The following is an 18,555-nucleotide window of genomic DNA, read 5'->3' as shown; positions in this document are numbered from 1 at the left end:
TGGAGCGGGATAAGAGGCTCGAACTCTCGACCTATACCTTGGCAAGGTATCGCTCTACCAACTGAGCTAATCCCGCACATCCAACTCGCTGTCACATTGCTGCGAAGCGATTTGCAGAGGAGGCGAATTATGGGCATCTGGCTGGGGGCTGTCAACCCTTTTGTCGAAAAATTTTCGCCGAAGTGGGGCAAGTGGCGGAGGCAAAAGGCGAAATTTCAGCCCGCCGCGCGGGGCGGGCATGCTAAAATGGCGGCCAGTTTTTGCTGCGCGCTTGCCGCAGTCTATCCATTGCCTGATCGAGGATTTGTTATGCCACGCGTTGTCACGCTTGCCCATTACTACACGCAGCCAGAAATTCAGCAAATGGCTGACAAGGTGGGCGACAGCCTGGAACTTTCCCTGTTTGCACGCGATGCCGATGCCGACATCATCGTGTTTGCCGGGGTGCGCTTTATGGCCGAAACGGCCAAGATTCTGAATCCGAATGCCACGGTGATCCTGCCGGACGCCGGCTCGACCTGTTCGCTGGTGACCCAGACGGATGTCACTGCCCTGAAGCAATGGCGCGAGGCGCATCCGGATCATGTGCATGTGTCGTACATCAATAGCTCGGCCGAGCACAAAGCGCTGAGCGACTGGATCGTCACTAGCCGCAATGTGGACGACATCATTGCTCACCTGTATGCCGAGGGCAAACAAGTGATTTTCTCGCCGGATCGCAATATGGGCGCGTATCTGAACTTCCAGCATGGCTACGATATGCCGCTGTGGTCGGCCGTGTGTGAAGTGCACGATAAATTCAATCAGGCTGCGCTGGATGAAGCGTTTGCGGCAGTGAAAACCGCCAAATACCTGATCGCACACCCGGAAAGCCCGCTGCCCGTGCTGCAGCAAGCTGATTATGTGGGTTCCACTTCAGGCATGCTGAACTGGATCAAGTCGTTCGACAAAGAGCCCGATGCGGCGATTTTCGTCGCGACCGAAGATGGCATTTTGTATAACATGCGCCAGGCTCGCCCCGATCTGAATATCGAGCAAGCGCCGATTTACGCTGGCTGCCAGTGTAATTCCTGTCCGTATATGAAGATGAATACCATCGAAGCGGTGAAACGCGCGCAAGCCGGGCAGGGCACGGTGATTGATTACCTGAGCCCCGCTGATATGGATGCCGCCCGCGCCCCGATCGAGCGCATGCTGGAATTCTCTAAACGCTATTACGCCTAAGCATGGCGCCTGTGTTTTGGCCAATCAAAAAGCCCGCAACAGCGGGCTTTTTGATTGGGTATGTGCTACTAATCTAATGAATATATTGGCTGCAGGGCAATACCCCTAAGTGAGTGCCGCGAGGAGTTTGCCGTGAATGCCGCCAAACCCCCCATTACTCATCACCAGAATCTGATCACCCGGCTGCGCCTCGGCCACGATGGCGGCGATCAGGGTATCTAGCTCAGTAAAGCTCTGCGCCTTGCTGCCCAGCGGTGCCAGCGCTTCGGCGGTATCCCAGCCTAAATTCGCGCCGTAGCAAAACACCCGATCGGCGTCGGCCAAGCTGCCGGGTAGGGCTTCTTTCATCGTGCCCAGTTTCATCGTGTTCGAGCGCGGCTCCAGCACGGCCAGAATGCGCTGGCTGTCCACTTTTGCACGCAGTCCAGCCACGGTGGTGGCAATGGCGGTGGGGTGGTGGGCGAAATCATCGTACACCGTGATGTCGTTGACCACGCCTTTGATTTCCATCCGGCGTTTTACATTTTCAAAGCGGCTCAGCGCCTCGATTGCCACTTGCGGCGTAACGCCCACATGGCGGGCGGCGGCGATGGCGGCCAGTGCGTTGTGAGCATTGTGTTCGCCCATCAGGCTCCAAACCAGACGCCCTTGCCGCTCGCCATTAAAGATGACCTCAAAGCCATCGGGGTAGACGGTGCCCAGCGCCCAGCCCGCTTGGCCAGTCGGGGTGGCGAAGTGCTCCACCTCAGACCAGCAGCCACGTTCGAGCACACGCTGCAGGCTGCCTTCCTTGCCATTCACAATCACGCGGCCTTGGCCGGGGATGGTGCGCACCAGATGGTGAAATTGCGTTTCGATGGCAGAGAGATCGGCGAAAATGTCGGCGTGATCGAATTCCAGATTGTTCAAAATCGCCGTGCGCGGGCGGTAATGGACAAATTTGCTCCGTTTGTCGAAAAAGGCGGTGTCGTATTCGTCGGCTTCCAGCACAAAAAATGGCGAGGTGCTGGTCGCATCTTGCCGCGGTGTGCCCGGTGCACGCGCCGAAACGCCAAAGTTTTCCGGAATGCCGCCGACTAGAAAGCCCGGTGCCAAACCAGCGTCTTCCAAAATCCACGCCAGCATCGAGGTGGTGGTGGTTTTGCCGTGCGTACCTGCTACGGCCAGTACCCATTTATCGCGCAGCAGGTGTTCGCCTAGCCATTGCGGGCCCGAGGTATAGGGCAGCCCGGCGTTTAAAATCGCCTCCATCAGCGGCATACCCCGCTTCACCACATTACCAATCACGAATAAATCGGGCTTGAGCTCAATTTGCTCGGCGCCAAAACCTTCGATCAATTCGATGCCCAAACTTTCTAATTGGGTCGACATTGGTGGATAGACATTGGCGTCGCAACCGGTGACCTTATGGCCCGCTTCGCGCGCCAGCGCGGCAATCCCGCCCATAAAGGTGCCGCAGATACCCAAAATATGAATATGCATAATCGATCGATCCTGGTTGCCGAGTGCTAGCCCATCTTGGCGCAATCAGCAATATTGATTTTGAATAAAAAGGTGCATCATTGTAGCGAAGTTGCTTGGCTCAGTGGGAGCGCACGCCTTACAATCAAGCCGACTAGCTCTAACGTCCTAATGTATTAACCTAGGTTTTGATTGATGACCTCTGCAACACCGGTGAACCCGGTTGAGATTGCGCGTATCGCACTCAAACGGCTGTCCGAGCGGGGCCTGCCCCCCACGCCTGAAAATTACGCCCAGTTCTACAATGCCATTCTCACCATCAAGGCGCCCGAGAGCAAAACGGCCACCGAGATGCAGCTGGCTTGGCAGGTGCTGTATAAGCTCGATGATGCTGCGACTGATGTCGCCGACATCACCGATGGGCTGCTGCAGAATCTATCTGGCTCCAGCTCAGTGATGCAACAAAGCCTAGGCGATCTGCAATCGATGCGCGAAGCGCACGCTGAGCAGCGCGTAAGCCCCGAGCAGGCGCATGCCTCGCTGGAAGACTTGCTCAATGTGGTCATCAACACCACTAGCAATGTGCACTCTACCGTCACCAGTTCGCACACCGATCTGCAAAGCATCCGCGATTCGATCCGTCATATCGAAGAAGACCTCGCTTTCAACCGCAAAGTGCTGGAACAAGATGCACTGACCGGCGCGCTGAATCGGCAGGGCCTCGATCATTTGCTGATGCGCGAAGTGAAACGCGCCCAGCGCAATGGCGCTCGCCTGACCGCGGTGCTGGTGGATCTGGACGAATTCAAGCAAATCAACGATCGCTTTACCCATCTGGTGGGCGATCAGGTTTTGATTCACATGGCCAATCTGACCAAGGCTGTGTTGCGCGAATCGGATATTCTGGTGCGCTATGGCGGCGAAGAATTTCTGATTTTGCTGCTGGATACCGATCTAAAAGGCGCCAGCTACGTGATCGACCGCCTGCGCCTGGTAACTGGCCGCACGCCGTATATGCATCACGCCCAGCGCATCGAAGTGCGCTTCTCGGCCGGGATTGCCCAGCTGCGTGATGATGAAAATGGCCGCGCCATGGTGTTGCGAGCTGATGAAGCGCTATATCGCGCTAAAAACAGTGGCCGCAGCAAAACCGAGTTGGCGGATTAAGCCGCCGCGATCTACTTTGAAAACTATAAAAAGACCCGCAGTTGCGGGTCTTTTTTGCGTTAGAGGGTTCCAGCGCTTAGGCGCGGGGCTGGCCAGATGAGTTCGATGCACAACCCCCCGCTGGCGCTGTGGCTCAGTTTAAGCTCGGCCCCATGCAGCTCGGCAATGCGTCGCACAATCGACAAACCCAGACCAGAGCCACTTTGCGCCTGTCCTGGCGGACGGAAAAAACGCTCACCCAGTCGTGCCAACACGGCCTCATCCACGCCTTGGCCATGATCGCTGATGCTAAGGCCGTGCTGCGTTAGTGTGACCACCAACGGTGGCTGACCATAGCGCAGCGCGTTTTCAAAGACATTGCGCAGTAAGAGCTGCAGCAGGCTGGCATCGACCGCTGGCGCGAAGGGGGCTAGCTCGTGTACTTGTAAATCACTAGCTGGCGCATCGGGCGCCACTTCGTGCCAGGCCGCCCAAATCAGTGGTGCTAGCGGCTGGGGTTGGCAATCTTGCTGTTGCAGCCGGTCGAGCCGTGATAGCGCTAAAAGCTGATTAACCAGATGGGTCGCGCGATCCACCCCGAGCAAAGCTTTACCCAGCGCATTATGGCGAGTTTGCTCGCGCGGGCTGCTGCTGGCCAGCTCCAGCTGGATGCGCAGCGCGGCCAAGGGGGTGCGTAATTCGTGCGCGGCATCGGCGGTGAAGCGCTGCTCGCGTTCGATGGCGGTGCCGATGCTGGCGTATTGCTGATTGAGGTTATTCACCAAGGTGGCGATTTCCTGCGGGGCAGGGGTGGCCAATGGGCTTAGATCCATGGGCTCGCGCCGGGCAAGCTCCTCGCTGAGTGCGGCCAATGGCTGCAGCGCGCGCCGGCTGGCCCATTGCAGCATGAGCAGCAGCCCCAACGCGGCAACCAGCAGCGGCCAGCCAAGATGCTCCATCAGTTCTTCAAACAGCTCTTCTTGCCATTCGCTACGTTCGGCCAGTACCAGCAGCACTCCGGCGCGCTCCACCCGAATACTGACCCAGTGATGGCCATCATGACGCAAAGCGTGTAAATGGCCACGCCGCCCGGTTTCGCTGAGCGTAAAAGGGTGCGGGTCATTGCTGCTAATCAGCTGACCATCGGCACTGTAAAGAGCGTAACTCATCCGCTCCGCGGCCGCGAGCTCTTGCCGGGAGTTGAGCTGCCCATTTTGATGCAACTCGATCAGCATTTCGCCCGTCGCGCGCAAACGGTCTTCCAGTAGCTCGGCAAAGCCATGCCGCGCGACAAAGAAAAAAACCACTAACAACACCGCCCAGACGCCCAGTGTGGCCAGCCCGGTAAACCAGGTGAGCCGGTTGCTGAGCGATTGGCCAAGGTGTTGACGGATGGCTTGGCGAAGGCGGGCGATGCCCGTGCGTAATTTAGACATCGGCTAAGCGCCAGCCCAGCCCCCGCACATTGCGGATGGCTTCGCTGCCCAGTTTTTTGCGCAGATGCGATAGATGCACATCGAGCGAATTACTCTCCAGCTCGCTTTGCCAGCCAAACAGTTTTTCTTCCAGGGCATTGCGCGATAGATAGTGCGGATAGTGGTGGAGCAGTAGATACAACAGGCGGTATTCGGTTGCAGTCAGCTCCAGTGCTTGCTTGGCGAGCCATACCTGCTGGGTGGCCGGGTTTAGCTCCACATCGCGCCAGCTCAGCAGATGACTTGCCCGCTGCTGGCTGCGGCGCAGCAGAGCATTCAGGCGCGCCACCAGCTCACCCAGCACAAAGGGCTTGGCCAGATAATCATCGGCGCCGGTATTTAGGCCGGTGATGCGTTCATCCGGCTCGGCGCGGGCGGTGAGCACCAGAATTGGCGTGGTGTCGCCCAAGGCACGCAGCTGGCTTAATACCTGCAGCCCATCCAGCCGGGGCAGGCTTAAATCGAGCACGACGGCATCAAATTGATGCGGGCTGGATAGTACATGCCAGGCATCTTGGCCGTCTTGCAGCCATTCCACCGTGTAGCCGGCATCAATCAGGCCTTCTTTTATGCCATCGCCCAGGAGGGGGTCATCTTCAACCAGAAGTAGTTGCATCGTGTGAGTCGGTGTCTGCTGGTGGGCGCTTATAGCCATGAATCATGGCCAGCACCAGATTATCTTGGTGGCGGATGCTTTCGGCGATGGCGGCCAGCACGTGCAAGGCGACGCAGCCGATCAGCACATTGGCAATGCCTTCATGCAGCTCTTCCAGCCACTCTTCTCCCCAGTAGGCATCCAGTCCCATCATATAACCAGTGGTGCCCAAGCTGATCACCAGCGCCAGCAGCAATAACATCATCACTGCGCCGGCGGGATTATGCCCAGTGTAATGGGGCGGCTGGCCACGCAGCAAGGCACGCAGGTAAGGAAACAGCCGTGAAGGCCAGGGAAACCAGTCGCGAAAGCGCGCATACGGTGTACCGATAAAGCCCCAAAGTAGGCGGGTGAGCACCACGCCAGTGGCAACATAACCGGCATAGCGATGCACAGTGGCGCCACTTTCATTGATAAAGTTACCCAGTACGCACAGTACCAAGGTCCAGTGCAGAATGCGGACTAACGGGTCCCAGACTCGTAGGCGAGACATGATGATGCTCCTTTCGCTTGTGGCCACAGCAGCCAGGCACACAGCAGACTAACGATCAGCCAAGACAGCCACAGCGTAGCCAAGGTGTGACTGAGAAAATGTGCGCCTCGCAGTTGCTGAATCCAGCCCAGCATGAGTCCGGGCAATAACAGGAGGGGTAGGCGAATCAAGGCTTGGCGCCGCTCAAGCGGAAGCCACAGCGCAATAAAGCCCAGCAGCCAACTGCCGCTGCTGGCATGCCCAGCCGGATAACACTGCCCCGCGCCCACGCCCAGCGGCAGGCGATCAAATAGACGCAAGTACGGCGCATGGCCGCCAAACTGCTGTAAATCCCAGGGGCAATGCAACACACTCAGGTGTTTGAACTGAGTCACCAGCACCGGAACCAGCAGGGCCGAGAGCCCCACCACCAGCCATTGCCGGGTGGCTAAATCTTGCCAGCCCGCAAGGCGCTGCTGGCGATACAGTTGCCAGGCCACGGCCACGCCCAGCATGACGGAGAGTTTTTTCATCCAATCGTGCCCCAGCTTGGCGGTGAGCCATTGATCCCGCCAGGGAAACTGCCCACTGGCCGGATCAAACACCCAGTTGGCCAGCCACAAATCCACATTGCTGTATTGCTGCAGAATAATCAGTCCGACTAGGCTGCTGATCAGCAAGACGGCATTGCCCAGCAACCACTGTTGCCGGCTAAGAGATGGGCTGGCGTGCGGCATGGCTTACTCGATTTCAGATTTCACGACATCCATGGTTTTGGTGTCGAAATAGATCTCGGCTTTTTTGCCATCTTTGGTTTTGCCATACATTTCATAGCAATTGCCATCGACTTTGAATTTCTTGATGGTGTAGCCCTGTTCGGCCAGCTTGGCTTTCACTTGGGCTTCCGGCATCCATTCTGCTTTCGGGTGCGCGGTACATTTGGCTGCGGCCATGGCTTGGCCAGCAAAAACTGCAGTCACGAGGGCAAGTGCGGTGTACTTCAGCATGATGTGCTCCTTGAGCAGGGTGAAAAGACCAGCGTATTTCACCACCGCTGTATGAAGCGAAACTTAAGCCAACCACCGTTCGTCGCTTGTGATAATGTGTCGCCGCCCTGTCGCGAAACCGTATTATCTTTTTATGGGGGCACAGTTTAGGCGCTTCATTTTCGCTTAAGTCTGCCTGCGCACACTGGCGCGCATCGCCCGATTGTTATTTTTGAGGAAGTCCATGTTGGCCCGAATTTTGGCTCGTCGCTTTGCCTTTACGCTGCCCCAGCTCACGGCCCTATTTGCGCTGTATCTGGTGGCGCTGTGCAATACCGCTTTTTGGAGCAAAGCCTGGCAAGCCATCGCCGGCACGCCGGGCAGTAAATTGCCCTTGTTTGCCGGTATGGCGGTATTGCTGATCGCCGGTTTTCAACTGATTCTGACTTTGCTGTGCTGGCCGCGCTGGGCCAAAGGCCTGCTGATGGTGCTGGCCCTGCTGGCGAGCATCACCGCCTATTTCACCGCCAGCTATGGGGTGATGATCGATAGCGCCATGCTGCGCAATGTGTTTCAAACCGATACCCGGGAAGCGCTGGAATTACTCAATCTCAAGCTAGTGCTGGATGTATTGCTGCTGGGCGTATTGCCCGCCTGGCTGATTAGCCGCGTGGAGCTACAGCCTGTGCGCTGGCCACGGCTATTGCTGGGTAAATTGGGGCAGCTGGTGCTGTGCCTGGTGTTGATGGTGGCGGTGATTGGCGTGTTTTATTCGGCGCTGGCCTCGTTTACCCGCAATCACAAGCCGATTCGCTATCTGATCAACCCCGCCAATGGCATTTACGCCACCATTCGCTATGTGGTGGGGGAGCGCATGAAAGCGCCGGTAGTGGCCGAGCCCTATGGCCGGGACGCGAAAAAAATCGCGCCAACCCAGCCGCATAAACCTACCCTGCTGGTGCTGGTGGTGGGCGAAACCGCCAGGGCGGAGAATTTCTCGCTCAATGGTTACGCCCGGCCCACCAATCCAGAATTGGCCAAATTGCCGATTATCAATTTTAGTCAGGTGAGCTCATGCGGCACTGAAACCGCTGTCTCGGTGCCCTGTATGTTCTCGGGTTTTCCGCGTAGCGACTTTAGCGTGAACAAGGGCGAGGCGCGTGAAAATCTGATCGATATTTTGCGCACTGCGGGGCTGAAAGTGGTGTGGATCGACAATAATTCGGGCAGCAAAGGCGTGGCCAAGCGCCTCGGTGAAGTAACGATCCCCGATGGTGGCCCGGCACCCGATTGCCGTGCAGATGAATGCTACGACACGGCGATGTTGCCGCAGCTGCAGCAAGCGCTACAGGGCGCGGCGCAAGATACGGTGGTAGTGCTGCATCAGAAGGGCAATCACGGCCCGGCCTACTGGTTGCGCTATCCGGCGGAATTTGAAGTCTTCAAGCCCGTGTGCCGTACCACGCAATTGCAAGATTGCCCGCGCGAGCAGATTTTGAATGCCTACGACAATGCGATTCGCTTTACCGATCATTTCCTCGCGCAATTGATCGGTCAGCTGCAGCAACGCAGCGATTACGATAGTGCCATGCTGTATGTTTCGGATCATGGCGAATCCACTGGCGAAAATGGCCTGTATCTGCATGCTGCGCCATATATGATCGCCCCAAGTCAACAAACGCATGTACCCATGGTGGCGTGGTTTTCGCCTAGCTATGCGGCCAGCCGGCAGCTGGATCTGCAGTGCCTGCAAGGCGAGCGTAGCAAAGCCTTTAGCCACGACAATTGGTTCCATACCGTCTTGGGGGCCATGGGTGTGAGCACGAGCGTGTATCAGCCGCCGCTGGATATGCTGGCGAGCTGCCGCAAGTAAATCGCGGCTAGTAAACCAAAAGGCCAGCAATGCTGGCCTCAGGCTGCGAACAGGCTGGCAAAACAATATGCTTCAAGTCTCGGCAAAGCCGAACCTAGGAAATCAGGCTTTGAATCTGCAGCCTTGATGTTCTATCCCCACCCCTCCCGTCCCCTCCTTGAGGGGAGCCTCGCTGCGCGAGTGGGCTTGCTGATCAATTTGCGGGGGTGCTGCCGGCCTTTTTAATGGGCTAATTAGGGCGCATGCACCCGGCTTTATTTGAGCAGAGCGTGATAGCCGTTGGTGATCACCAGCCCGGCAAAATACAGATACAGCATCGCCGAAGCGAGGTGGCAGCCTTGTTTAAAGCGCGGCCCCAGCGTTTGGCCGCCATGATGCGCCACCAACACGATGAAGGTGCTCCAGGCCAGGCCACCGAGGAAAAACCCACTGAGAAAATCGGCCGTGCTGCTCAGGCTACCATCGGTAGCGCGGGCAATCAGCGTGCCGCCCACGGCGGCAAACCACAAAATCGAGGTGGGCGAGGCCATGGCCAGCGTTAGCCCGCGGGTAAAGAGCTGGCGGCGCGCAGGTAGTGGTGGATGCTCGCCCTCAGCGGCGCTGGCATCGCGCCAGGCTTCGCGGGCCATTTTATAGGCCAGCCACAGCAGCAGCGAGCCGCCGCCCAGCCAAGTGAGCCATTGCACCAGTGGAAATTGCAGCAGAAAGCTCATGCCGATCAGCGCCAGAATGGCATAGGCTAGATCGCCAAAGCAGGAGCCAAAGCCCATCCAGAAGCCAGCCTGACGGCCATATTTGAGAGTGGCGTCGATCATGGCCACATTCACAATGCCAATGTCGAGGCAGAGCGAAATCGACAGCAAAAAGCCGGTAATAAAGGTTTCCATGCCGTTTAGCTTACGGCGCAGGCGCTGGCCTGACTATTGGGGATGCTCGCGATTCGCGGGTTGTATAGGTGTATTTAGGGGTATTGCCCGCTAGCCAATTTAATATATAACGTAGCGGGCAATACTGGCCTGGGTATGCTTAATTGCGCCAGAATGCGCGGGTAAACAGGATCAATACCGAGAAAATCTCTAGCCGGCCCAGCAGCATGGTAAAGCTGCACACCCAAGTCTGAAAATCGGTCAGCCCCTGGAAATTGCGCGCCGGGCCCACTTCGCCCAGGCCCGGGCCGGCATTATTAATGCAGGCAATAATCGCCGAGAAACTGCTGATGAAATCCAGCCCCGACACCAGCAACACCAGCGTCAGTACCACAATGCTGGCGAAGTAGATAAACACAAAGCCCATCACGGAAAACAGGATATTCGGTGGAATCACCTGCCCGTTTACCCGCAGCGGATGCACGCCCTGTGGATGCAGTAGCACCGACATCTGGCGGCCCACTTCGCGCACCTGAATAATGGTGCGGATCATCTTGATCCCGCCGCCGGTGGAGCCGGCGCAAGCGGTGATGCAAGATAGAAACAGCATCACCAACGGCACAAAAATCGGCCACGCACCAAAATCCACGCTGGCAAACCCGCAATCGGTGGCCAGCGAAACCAGATTAAACGCCACATGGCGCAGGGCGGTGAGGTACTCCGGGTACACCTGTTGCCAGTACAAATAGCCGGCCAGCGTGAGTGTGCTGCCCAAAATCAGCAGCAGCATGGCTTTGAATTCGCTGTCTTTCAGGTACACCGATAATTTCCGCCCTGACAGCGCAAAATAGTGGGTGGCAAAATTGGTGGCCGCCAGCAGCATAAAGACAATCAAAATGCCTTCGATCAGCGGCGAATTGAAATATCCGACGCTGGCATCGTGGGTGGAAAACCCGCCCAGGCACATGGCCGCAAAGGCGTGGCACACCGCATCCAGCCAGCTCATACCGCCAGCGTATTTCAGCAGCAGCGCGCAGATCAGCGTGAGGCCAGCGTAAATTAGCCACAGATTGCGGGCGGTTTCGTGAATGCGGGGCGTGAGTTTGGCGTCTTTGATCGGGCCCGGGGTTTCAGCCTTGAAAAGCTGCATACCCCCCACCCCTAATAGCGGGAGAATGGCAACAGCCAAGACGATGATCCCCATACCCCCTAGCCAGTTGAGCAAGTGGCGCCACAGATTAATCGAGGGCGGTAGATGATCCAGCCCGGTAAACACCGTGGCACCGGTGGTGGTGAGCCCCGACATGGTTTCAAAATAGGCGTCGGTAAAACTGGTGGCCGGATTAAACAGCAGCAGGGGTACGGCCGCGACTGCAGGCAGCAAGCTCCAGATGCCCACTACCAGTACAAAGCCATCGCGCGGCCGCATTTCGCGTTTATAGCGGCGGGTCGCCAGCACGGTGAGCCCGCTCACCAACATTAAGCCGCCCAGCGCATCAATAAATGGCCACAGGCCAGCGTCGCCAGTGAAAAGAGCGACGACGATGGGCACCACAATCGAAATCGAAAACAGTGCCGACACCCGGGCCAGCACATTGACGGTGGGGAGAATACGTTGCGCCAGCGTCATTTAGAAAAACCCGATTTTGACCGCGAATAATTGCTCGATTTCGCGGATATGCCGTTTATTGTCGATAAACACGATCACGTGGTCTTCGTTTTCGATCACGGTATCGTGATGCGCCATCAGGACTTGCTCGCCGCGGATCAGCGCCGCCAGATTAGCGCCTTGCGGTAGTTTGATTTCTTCGACTTTGCGCCCGACCACGCGCGAATTATTGCGATCACCATGAGCAATCAGCTCGATGGCTTCGGCTTCGCCGCGGCGCAGGCTGTGGACCGCCACAATATCGCCTTGCCGTACGTGGGTGAGCAGCGCGCCGATGGTAGCTTGCGCAGGGGAGATCGCCACATCGATTTTGCCGCCTTGCAGCAAATCGACATAACGCGAGCGATTGATGATGGCCACGACCTTGCGCGCGCCCATTTGCTTGGCCAGCAACGAGGACATGATGTTGTCTTCATCATCCGAGGTGAGCGCCATAAATAAATCACAGCGGTCGATCTGCTCGGTATCGAGCAGGTTTTCATCGGTGGCTTCGCCGCGCAGAATCAGGCAATTGGGCAGGTGTTCGGCCAGCCATTGCGCCCGTTCGCGCTGCACTTCGATGATCTTGACCTGATAGTCGTCAGCCAGCGCGCGTGCCAGCCGGTAGCCGACATTGCCACCGCCGCAGAGGGTAATGCGTTTGATGGTGCGCTCGCTGGCGCGAAACTGGCGGATCACGCTGCGAACATGCTGCCGCGCCGCGAGGAAAAATACTTCATCACCGACGCTGAGGGTGGTGTTGCCATCGGGGGTGATGCGTTTATTGCCGCGGTAAATCGACACAATGCGGCAATCGATTTTTTCTAGATACAGCGGCAGGGTGGAGAGGTCTTTGCCATCCATCGCGGCGCCCGCTTCAATGCGCACAGCCACCATTTGCGCTTTACCGGCGCCAAATTCCAGCACTTGCAAGGCCTCGGGCGTGGCCACCAGCCCTTGCAGCAGATCGGTCACGATCTGCGCCGGGGTAATGATATGGTCGATGGCAAAGCCATCTTCGGTGAATAACTCTGGGCGGGCCAGAAGATCCTGATCGCGAATGCGGCCAAGGCGGGTGGGCACATTAAACAGGCTATGCGCGATTTTGCAGGCCACCATATTGAGCTCATCCGATGGCGTTACCGCCAAAATCAGATCGGCATCGGCCGCGCCGGCTTGTGCCAGCGTTACCGGATTAGAGGCATGCCCGCACAGGGTACGCAAATCGAGCTTATCGGCCAGTGGCTGCAAATTGCTTGGCTGTTCATCCACTATGGTGACATTGTAATTTTCGCGCACCAGCTGTTCGGCCACCGATGAGCCAACCCGGCCAGCGCCCAGAATCAGGATATTGGGCAAGTGGTATTCCTTTGCCTGCTGAGCAGGCGATCAAACAACAACGCCGACAAGGGGAGGAGCTTGTCGGCGTTGGTGGGGCGTAGTGGTTTACGCTTCTTCCAGATTGCGCAGCTTGCGCGGCATCTGAATGCCCAATTGCTTGAGCTTGCGATACAGATGCGTGCGCTCCAGACCAATGCGCTCTGCCACGCGGCTCATATTGCCGTTGGAGAGCTCGATCTGGCGTTCCAGATAAAAGCGTTCAAACTGATCCCGCGCTTCGCGCAGCGGCAAATCCAGATCGATTTGCGGCAGCGGCATCGCTTGCTGCACTTCGGTGGTGGCAACTTGCGATTCGGGCGAGAGCTGGGCCAGAAGGCGGCTCACCGGCAGAATATCAATATCGCCATCCCGACCGGTAAGGGCCAAGCTTTTGACCACATTAGCCAGCTGGTCGATATTGCCAGGCCATTCTTGCTGGCTGAGCAGCTGCAGAGCCGATTTGGAAAAACGCCGCACGCCCAGTTTATTGGTGGCTACGGTCTGCGCCAGCAGGCTTTCCGCCAACGCCGGGATATCCTCGGCATGATTGCGCAGCGCCGGCACCGGCACAATGATCTGCGTCAGCTGGCGCAGCAATTCCGGCTCGATTTGGCCGGTGAGCTGATCCAGAGGGCGGGTAGAGGCCGTTACCAAGCGAACTTTTTGTTTTTCCAGTTTTGGAATCAGATTCAGTAAGCCGGCTTGGGCTTTGCGATCCAACCAGGCGATATCCCGCACGAAAATCGTGCCGTTGGCGGCGCGATTGAGCATGTCTTGCGGCGGCAAAGCCAGCTCTTCATTCGAAGTGGGCGACACAAAGCCGCCATTGGCTTTGGTCAGATGACGCGCGCAGGCTTCAAAGCCGGCGCCAGGTTCGCCGGTCAGGATGATGGGCAGGGTCTGACTTGCTACCTGATCAAGTGCCTCTCGCAGCGCCTGAATGGCACTGCTATTCCCGAGGCTCTGCAGGCCCTGCGTCGGCTTTACCGTGGCAGCGGGTTGAGCAAAAGCCCGTTTGACTGCCGCCAGCAGTTTTTGCAAGCCGATTGGCTTTTCCAGAAAATCCAGTGCGCCAATGCGGGTGGCCTCAACGGCCGTATCCACGGTGGCGTGGCCCGACATCATGATCACCGGCATGGTCAGCTGACCATTGCGCGCCCATTCTTTGAGCAGGGTGACGCCATCGGTGTCGGGCATCCAGATATCGAGCAAGACCAGTTTTGGTTCGGCTTGATTACGGTATTTGCGTGCAGCCTCAGCATTTTCGGCTAGTGCAACGCTATACCCCTCATCAAGCAAGATTTCTGACAACAGTTCGCGAATGCCAACTTCGTCGTCAACAATCAAAATTTCCTGATTAACCACTTGTTGTTTCCTCCCAGAGCGGCAACTCTATCCGAACGAAGGCGCCAGTGGCATTGCCCACTTGTACCCGCCCGTGATGTTCTTCGATAATTTTTTTCACGATCGCCAGACCTAATCCGGTGCCTTTGGCCTTGGATGTTACATAAGGCTCAAAAACCCTAGGCAGTAAGTCTGGAGCAAAACCTTTGCCGCTATCTTCGATGTAAAGACGCGCCCATTTTTCGTCTTTTTCGAGAATAAGGCAAATCTGTTTTTCTTCGGCCTCGGCAATCGCGTCTTGCGCATTTTGCAGCAGGTTGTGAATGACCTGGCGCAGATGAGTCGCATCGCCATTCACCATTAGGGCATCGTGTACCCTAAATTCACGTAATACTGGCGCAGCTTCGTACAGCACCAACACCTCTTGCACCAGCGCCAGTAGATCCAGTGGCTTTTTCTTGCCCGATGGCTTGCGCGCATAATCGCGGAAGGCATCCACCATCTGCTTGAGGGCCGCCACCTGCTTGATGATGGTTTGGGTGTTGCGGGTGAGAAATTCCGCGCCAGTCTGGTCGAGTTTATCCACCAGTTTGATTTCCATCCGCTCGGCCGAGAGTTGAATCGGCGTGAGCGGGTTTTTAATTTCATGCGCCAGGCGGCGGGCCACTTCGCCCCAGGCCGCGTCGCGCTGGGCTGACAGGAGCTCGGTGATGTCATCAAAGACCAGTACATAGCCATGCAGATCTTCTGCGTCATCAATCAGCTGGCTCAGCCGCGTGCCGCGTACCAGCAGTACCCGTTTTTCTTCGGCCAGCTCAATCTGACGCTGCCAGACTTCTTCATCCGACAAAAAGCCGTGAATAGTGTGGGCCGAAAACGCGGTGAGGGCCGGGTAGCTTTCATTCCAGCGTGATAAGGGCTGGCCATGAATGCGCTCTGGGTCTAAGCCCAGAATGCGCAAGGCGCTCTGGTTGGCCGATTGCAGCTGCCATTCTTCATCAAACGACAGCACGCCGGCTGATAGCGAGCCCAAAATTGCTTCGACATAGGCCTTGGCCTCGGCCTGCTCGGCCTGGTTTTCTTCCAGCTTATCGCGCGCATCGGCCAATTGGCGGGTCATGCGGTTAAAGGAGTGGGTGAGGATGCCCAGCTCATCGCGGCTGATGACCGGATGCTGCTGGGTGAAATCCCCTTGCGCCACTGCGCGCGTTCCCGCGGCCAGCACGCCCAGTGGCGCGGCGAGTTTGTCCGAAAGGTAAATCGCCAGCGCCAATGCGCCCAGCAGGGCAATAGTGAGCGCAATGGTCAGCGTTAGGCTGTAAATGAGTTTAAGCCCTTGCCGCGACTGCGCGAGCTGTTTGTAATCACTGCGCACTTGCTCGACCAGCTCGGCATCTTGCGCCAGCTGGGTCGGCACGGGCTGCATCAGTTGCAGTAGCCGCACGCGATTGCTGATGTCGCTGTCGGGCATCGGCACGATCACCCGCATCATCAGCGCGCCGTTATCGCCTTTTTCAATCCCTTTGTAGCTACCGATCACGGCTTTGCGCACCAGATCACGTGAGGGTAGCTGCGGGATTAGTGGCGCCATTTCGTTGCCGATATTGGCGTAGAGCTGGTTGTTGTCATCAAACAGCGTGATTTCCTGCACGCCGGTTTGCTCGCGCAGCTTGGATAGGCGGGGTAGTAGGCTGCTTACGCTATTGTCGTGGACATCCCAGGCAATGACCGAGGCTTTGCGTTCTAGCTCAGCTAGCTGAAACTCGATGGCGTTGTGACCTAGATTCAGGCCGCGATCCAGGGCGTTATCTACCCGAACATCAAACCACGCCTCGATTGAACGATTTAAGAACTGCACCGACAGCGTGTACACCAGCGCCCCGGGTAAGACCGCCACCAGCGAGAACATAAACACCATGCGCAGGGTCAGGCGGGAGCCAAATACCTTGCGTTTCACCCGACCCAGCAAGCGTGTCATGCGCGTGCCAACAAACAGCGCCATGCCCAGTAGCAGGGCCACATTCAGCCCCAGCACTAAGCCGTAATAATTAGAAAAATGCGAGGTGTTGCCCGAGGCTGTGGCGAGCAAGAACAGTAGGACGGTGGCCAGAACCCCAATAATCAGCAACCAGCGTTTCACTGCACAGGCTCCGTTTCGGCCGGCCGCCGCAGCTGAATCTCACTCCAGCCTGATTCCAGTTGCCAATTGGTGTTGCCGATGGTGCTCAGCTGAAAGGCTTTGGGTAGCTGTGAGCCATCCAGTCGCAGTCGCAGCTTGCCGGCAAAATCTTCGCTTTGCAGATCCGCGCCATCCATCACTACCCAGTTTTTCAACGTGCCCAAGGCCGTGAGGGCTTCATCGAGGCTATTAAAATGCCGCACTACACCGGCGGCCGCGATGCGATATTGCTTGGTCAGTGGCTGAAAGCTCAGCCGATGGGTGGCCGTGGCATTGGGGCCAAACCCTTCGGCCACTTGCCGGTACCAGGCATACAGGCGCGGTTTGGTGAGTTTGAATTCGTAAACAAAGGGGAGAGTGAGGCCATTGCGCAAAGCCTCGTCCAGCTCTGGATTCAGGCTCACGGTAAAGCGGGCAAACAGCTCAATGCGGGGCGGAAGGATATCGGCTTCGGTTTTGATGGTTTTAATGCCGGCAGCATGGGTGCTAAACGCACCCATGAGCCCGGCCAGCAGCAGGAACAGGCGAAGCCAGGCCGCCAGATTAAGCTGCAGCCTTGCGAAATAACGCGTAAAAGAAACCATCATGATCTGCATTGGGTAATAACTGCCCACCCTGTCCGTCGCGAATCAGATCGGCAGGAATGGCCGGGTGCTGCAAAGGTTCGGCGATGGCATCGGGATGGCGCGCGGCAAATGCTGCCACGGCGGCCTGATTTTCCGCCGGAAACACAGAGCACGTAGCGTACAGTAGTTTGCCGCCTGACGCTACGAGTGACCAAAGCTGATCTAACATTTTTTCTTGTTGACATTGCAATTCAGCAAAGTCGTCGGGGCGGCGCAGCCATTTGATATCCGGGTGGCGGCGAGTCACACCCGTGGCCGAACAAGGCACGTCGGCCAGAATGCGATCAAACAATTGGCCATCCCACCAGTTCGCGGGTTCGGCGGCATCGGCGCAGGCCGTGCGGGCCGATAATTGCAGCCGTTCGAGGTTATTGCTCACGCGCTCTAGGCGTTTGGCATCAGCGTCCAGTGCCAGTAAGTCCAGCTCGGCCAATTCCAGCAAATGGCCCGTTTTACCGCCTGGAGCCGCGCAGGCATCGAGCACGCGCTGACCATCGCGCACATCGAGCAGATAAGCGGCAGCCTGAGCACCCCAATCCTGCACCGACACCCAGCCCGCGGCGAAATCAGGCAGCGCATCCACCGCTTGGGGTTTATCCAGCTGGATGGCTTGCGGGCCCAGTATGCGGCCGGTGATGCCGACTTCGTTGAGGCGCGCCAGATAGGCCTCGGCGCTCGTGTGGCGACGATTCACCCGCAAAGTCATTGGTGGGTGGCTGTTATTGGCCTGCAAGATTTGTTGCCACTGCTTGGGATAAGCCTGCTTCATGGCGGTGAGCCACCATTTCGGATGGCTAAAGCGGCCGCGTTCGTTCTTTTGCGCGGCGCTAATCAGCTCGGCTTGCTGACGCAGGAAATTGCGCAGCACCGCGTTAACCAGCCCTTTGGCTTTGCCGCTGCCGATTTTGCTGGCCACTTCAACCGCGTGATCGACGACCGCATGCGCGCCGGCGCGGGTGAATTGCAGCTGATACAGGCTGATTAGCAGCAATATCCGCACTTCCTGCTCTTTCACTGGCTTGGTGGCCAGCTGCTGTAATACCGCCTCCAGCAGGCCCAGATGCCGCAAGGTGCCGTAGCTAATATCTTGCACGGCGCCGCGCTGCTGCGGGGTGAGGTTGGGGTTTTGTCGCCAAGTGGTGCCAAGGGCTTCGGTCAGATTTTGTCCGCCGAGCACAGCAAACAGCGTTTCACAAGCCAGGGTTTGGGTCAGTAACATC

Annotated in this window: 16 protein-coding genes and 1 tRNA gene; 3 read left to right on the top strand and 14 right to left on the bottom strand. The window is 57.4% G+C overall.

Features of this window, described 5'->3' with window-relative positions; genetic code table 11:
* Positions 1-76, bottom strand: a tRNA-Gly gene (locus G482_RS0109795).
* Positions 77-309: 233 nt separating this feature from the next.
* Here G482_RS0109795 and nadA point away from each other — a divergent pair.
* The gene (gene nadA / locus G482_RS0109790; protein WP_028449890.1) at positions 310-1,224 is read left to right on the top strand and encodes a quinolinate synthase NadA; all 915 of its coding nucleotides are present in this window, start codon (positions 310-312) and stop codon (positions 1,222-1,224) included.
* Positions 1,225-1,329: 105 nt separating this feature from the next.
* Here the strand turns inward: nadA and mpl are convergent, their stop codons facing one another.
* The gene (mpl, locus tag G482_RS0109785) at positions 1,330-2,706 is read right to left on the bottom strand and encodes a UDP-N-acetylmuramate:L-alanyl-gamma-D-glutamyl-meso-diaminopimelate ligase (RefSeq protein WP_028449889.1); all 1,377 of its coding nucleotides are present in this window, start codon (positions 2,704-2,706) and stop codon (positions 1,330-1,332) included.
* Between the two features lie 174 nt (positions 2,707-2,880).
* On the opposite strand from mpl, the gene G482_RS19610 reads away from it, so the two are divergent.
* The gene (locus G482_RS19610) at positions 2,881-3,852 is read left to right on the top strand and encodes a GGDEF domain-containing protein (protein WP_028449888.1); all 972 of its coding nucleotides are present in this window, start codon (positions 2,881-2,883) and stop codon (positions 3,850-3,852) included.
* 59 nt (positions 3,853-3,911) lie between these two features.
* Here G482_RS19610 and G482_RS18080 read toward each other — a convergent pair whose 3' ends face one another.
* The 5 genes from G482_RS18080 to G482_RS0109755 are packed head-to-tail and all read right to left on the bottom strand — an operon-like array spanning position 3,912 to position 7,440.
* A complete protein-coding gene (locus tag G482_RS18080) occupies positions 3,912-5,267 on the bottom strand; it encodes an ATP-binding protein (protein WP_051258900.1) in 1,356 nt (451 codons plus the stop codon).
* Positions 5,260-5,922 carry a response regulator transcription factor gene (locus G482_RS0109770; RefSeq protein WP_028449887.1) on the bottom strand — a complete coding sequence of 221 codons (663 nt, stop codon included), beginning with the start codon at positions 5,920-5,922 and terminating at the stop codon, positions 5,260-5,262. Before G482_RS0109770 ends, G482_RS18080 begins: the two co-directional genes overlap by 8 nt.
* The gene (locus G482_RS0109765) at positions 5,903-6,454 is read right to left on the bottom strand and encodes a cytochrome b/b6 domain-containing protein (RefSeq protein WP_034619457.1); all 552 of its coding nucleotides are present in this window, start codon (positions 6,452-6,454) and stop codon (positions 5,903-5,905) included. The genes G482_RS0109770 and G482_RS0109765 overlap by 20 nt, the downstream gene beginning before the upstream one ends.
* On the bottom strand, positions 6,424-7,170 hold the full coding sequence (locus G482_RS18075) for a phosphatase PAP2 family protein (RefSeq protein ID WP_028449885.1): 747 nt from the start codon (positions 7,168-7,170) through the stop codon (positions 6,424-6,426). The genes G482_RS0109765 and G482_RS18075 overlap by 31 nt, the downstream gene beginning before the upstream one ends.
* 3 nt (positions 7,171-7,173) lie before the next feature.
* Entirely contained in the window at positions 7,174-7,440 is a 267-nt protein-coding gene (locus G482_RS0109755) for a PepSY domain-containing protein (RefSeq protein WP_028449884.1), read from the bottom strand.
* 223 nt (positions 7,441-7,663) lie between these two features.
* Between G482_RS0109755 and G482_RS0109750 the strand changes: the two genes are divergently transcribed.
* Positions 7,664-9,292 (top strand): phosphoethanolamine transferase, encoded by a 1,629-nt coding sequence (locus G482_RS0109750; RefSeq protein ID WP_028449883.1) that lies wholly within the window; start codon positions 7,664-7,666, stop codon positions 9,290-9,292.
* Positions 9,293-9,546: 254 nt separating this feature from the next.
* Here G482_RS0109750 and G482_RS0109745 read toward each other — a convergent pair whose 3' ends face one another.
* The 7 genes from G482_RS0109745 to rsmB form a co-directional block, all read right to left on the bottom strand.
* Positions 9,547-10,179, bottom strand: coding sequence for a LysE family translocator (locus tag G482_RS0109745; protein WP_028449882.1), 633 nt, complete (start codon positions 10,177-10,179; stop codon positions 9,547-9,549).
* Between the two features lie 139 nt (positions 10,180-10,318).
* Positions 10,319-11,788 carry a TrkH family potassium uptake protein gene (locus G482_RS0109740; protein ID WP_197053833.1) on the bottom strand — a complete coding sequence of 490 codons (1,470 nt, stop codon included), beginning with the start codon at positions 11,786-11,788 and terminating at the stop codon, positions 10,319-10,321.
* Entirely contained in the window at positions 11,789-13,165 is a 1,377-nt protein-coding gene (trkA, locus tag G482_RS0109735; RefSeq protein WP_028449880.1) for a Trk system potassium transporter TrkA, read from the bottom strand. It lies immediately after the preceding gene.
* An 87-nt stretch (positions 13,166-13,252) separates the two neighbouring features.
* Complete coding sequence (locus G482_RS0109730) at positions 13,253-14,551, bottom strand: sigma-54-dependent transcriptional regulator (protein WP_028449879.1); 1,299 nt, start codon at positions 14,549-14,551, stop codon at positions 13,253-13,255.
* Positions 14,544-16,670: a sensor histidine kinase gene (locus tag G482_RS0109725; protein WP_028449878.1), complete on the bottom strand. Its 2,127-nt coding sequence runs from the start codon at positions 16,668-16,670 to the stop codon at positions 14,544-14,546. Before G482_RS0109725 ends, G482_RS0109730 begins: the two co-directional genes overlap by 8 nt.
* Positions 16,667-17,293: a DUF4390 domain-containing protein gene (locus tag G482_RS19605; RefSeq protein WP_051258899.1), complete on the bottom strand. Its 627-nt coding sequence runs from the start codon at positions 17,291-17,293 to the stop codon at positions 16,667-16,669. The genes G482_RS0109725 and G482_RS19605 overlap by 4 nt, the downstream gene beginning before the upstream one ends.
* Positions 17,253-18,554, bottom strand: coding sequence for a 16S rRNA (cytosine(967)-C(5))-methyltransferase RsmB (rsmB, locus tag G482_RS0109715; protein ID WP_028449877.1), 1,302 nt, complete (start codon positions 18,552-18,554; stop codon positions 17,253-17,255). The genes G482_RS19605 and rsmB overlap by 41 nt, the downstream gene beginning before the upstream one ends.
* Between the last annotated feature and the right edge of the window lies 1 nt (position 18,555).

This window comes from Chitinibacter tainanensis DSM 15459, assembly GCF_000429785.1.
Classification (GTDB): domain Bacteria; phylum Pseudomonadota; class Gammaproteobacteria; order Burkholderiales; family Chitinibacteraceae; genus Chitinibacter; species Chitinibacter tainanensis.
Note: the sequence above shows the minus strand (reverse complement) of the source record. Positions and strands in the feature narration are given on the sequence as shown.

Coding starts and splice junctions, on each gene's coding strand:
- G482_RS0109765 (WP_034619457.1), bottom strand. CDS start 6,454: ATGTCTCGCCTACGAGTCTGGGACCCGTTAGTCCGCATTCTGCACTGG.
- G482_RS19605 (WP_051258899.1), bottom strand. CDS start 17,293: ATGGTTTCTTTTACGCGTTATTTCGCAAGGCTGCAGCTTAATCTGGCG.
- G482_RS0109745 (WP_028449882.1), bottom strand. CDS start 10,179: ATGGAAACCTTTATTACCGGCTTTTTGCTGTCGATTTCGCTCTGCCTC.
- G482_RS0109770 (WP_028449887.1), bottom strand. CDS start 5,922: ATGCAACTACTTCTGGTTGAAGATGACCCCCTCCTGGGCGATGGCATA.
- G482_RS0109755 (WP_028449884.1), bottom strand. CDS start 7,440: ATGCTGAAGTACACCGCACTTGCCCTCGTGACTGCAGTTTTTGCTGGC.
- rsmB (WP_028449877.1), bottom strand. CDS start 18,554: ATGTTACTGACCCAAACCCTGGCTTGTGAAACGCTGTTTGCTGTGCTC.
- G482_RS0109750 (WP_028449883.1), top strand. CDS start 7,664: ATGTTGGCCCGAATTTTGGCTCGTCGCTTTGCCTTTACGCTGCCCCAG.
- G482_RS0109740 (WP_197053833.1), bottom strand. CDS start 11,788: ATGACGCTGGCGCAACGTATTCTCCCCACCGTCAATGTGCTGGCCCGG.
- nadA (WP_028449890.1), top strand. CDS start 310: ATGCCACGCGTTGTCACGCTTGCCCATTACTACACGCAGCCAGAAATT.
- G482_RS19610 (WP_028449888.1), top strand. CDS start 2,881: ATGACCTCTGCAACACCGGTGAACCCGGTTGAGATTGCGCGTATCGCA.
- mpl (WP_028449889.1), bottom strand. CDS start 2,706: ATGCATATTCATATTTTGGGTATCTGCGGCACCTTTATGGGCGGGATT.
- G482_RS18075 (WP_028449885.1), bottom strand. CDS start 7,170: ATGCCGCACGCCAGCCCATCTCTTAGCCGGCAACAGTGGTTGCTGGGC.
- G482_RS18080 (WP_051258900.1), bottom strand. CDS start 5,267: ATGTCTAAATTACGCACGGGCATCGCCCGCCTTCGCCAAGCCATCCGT.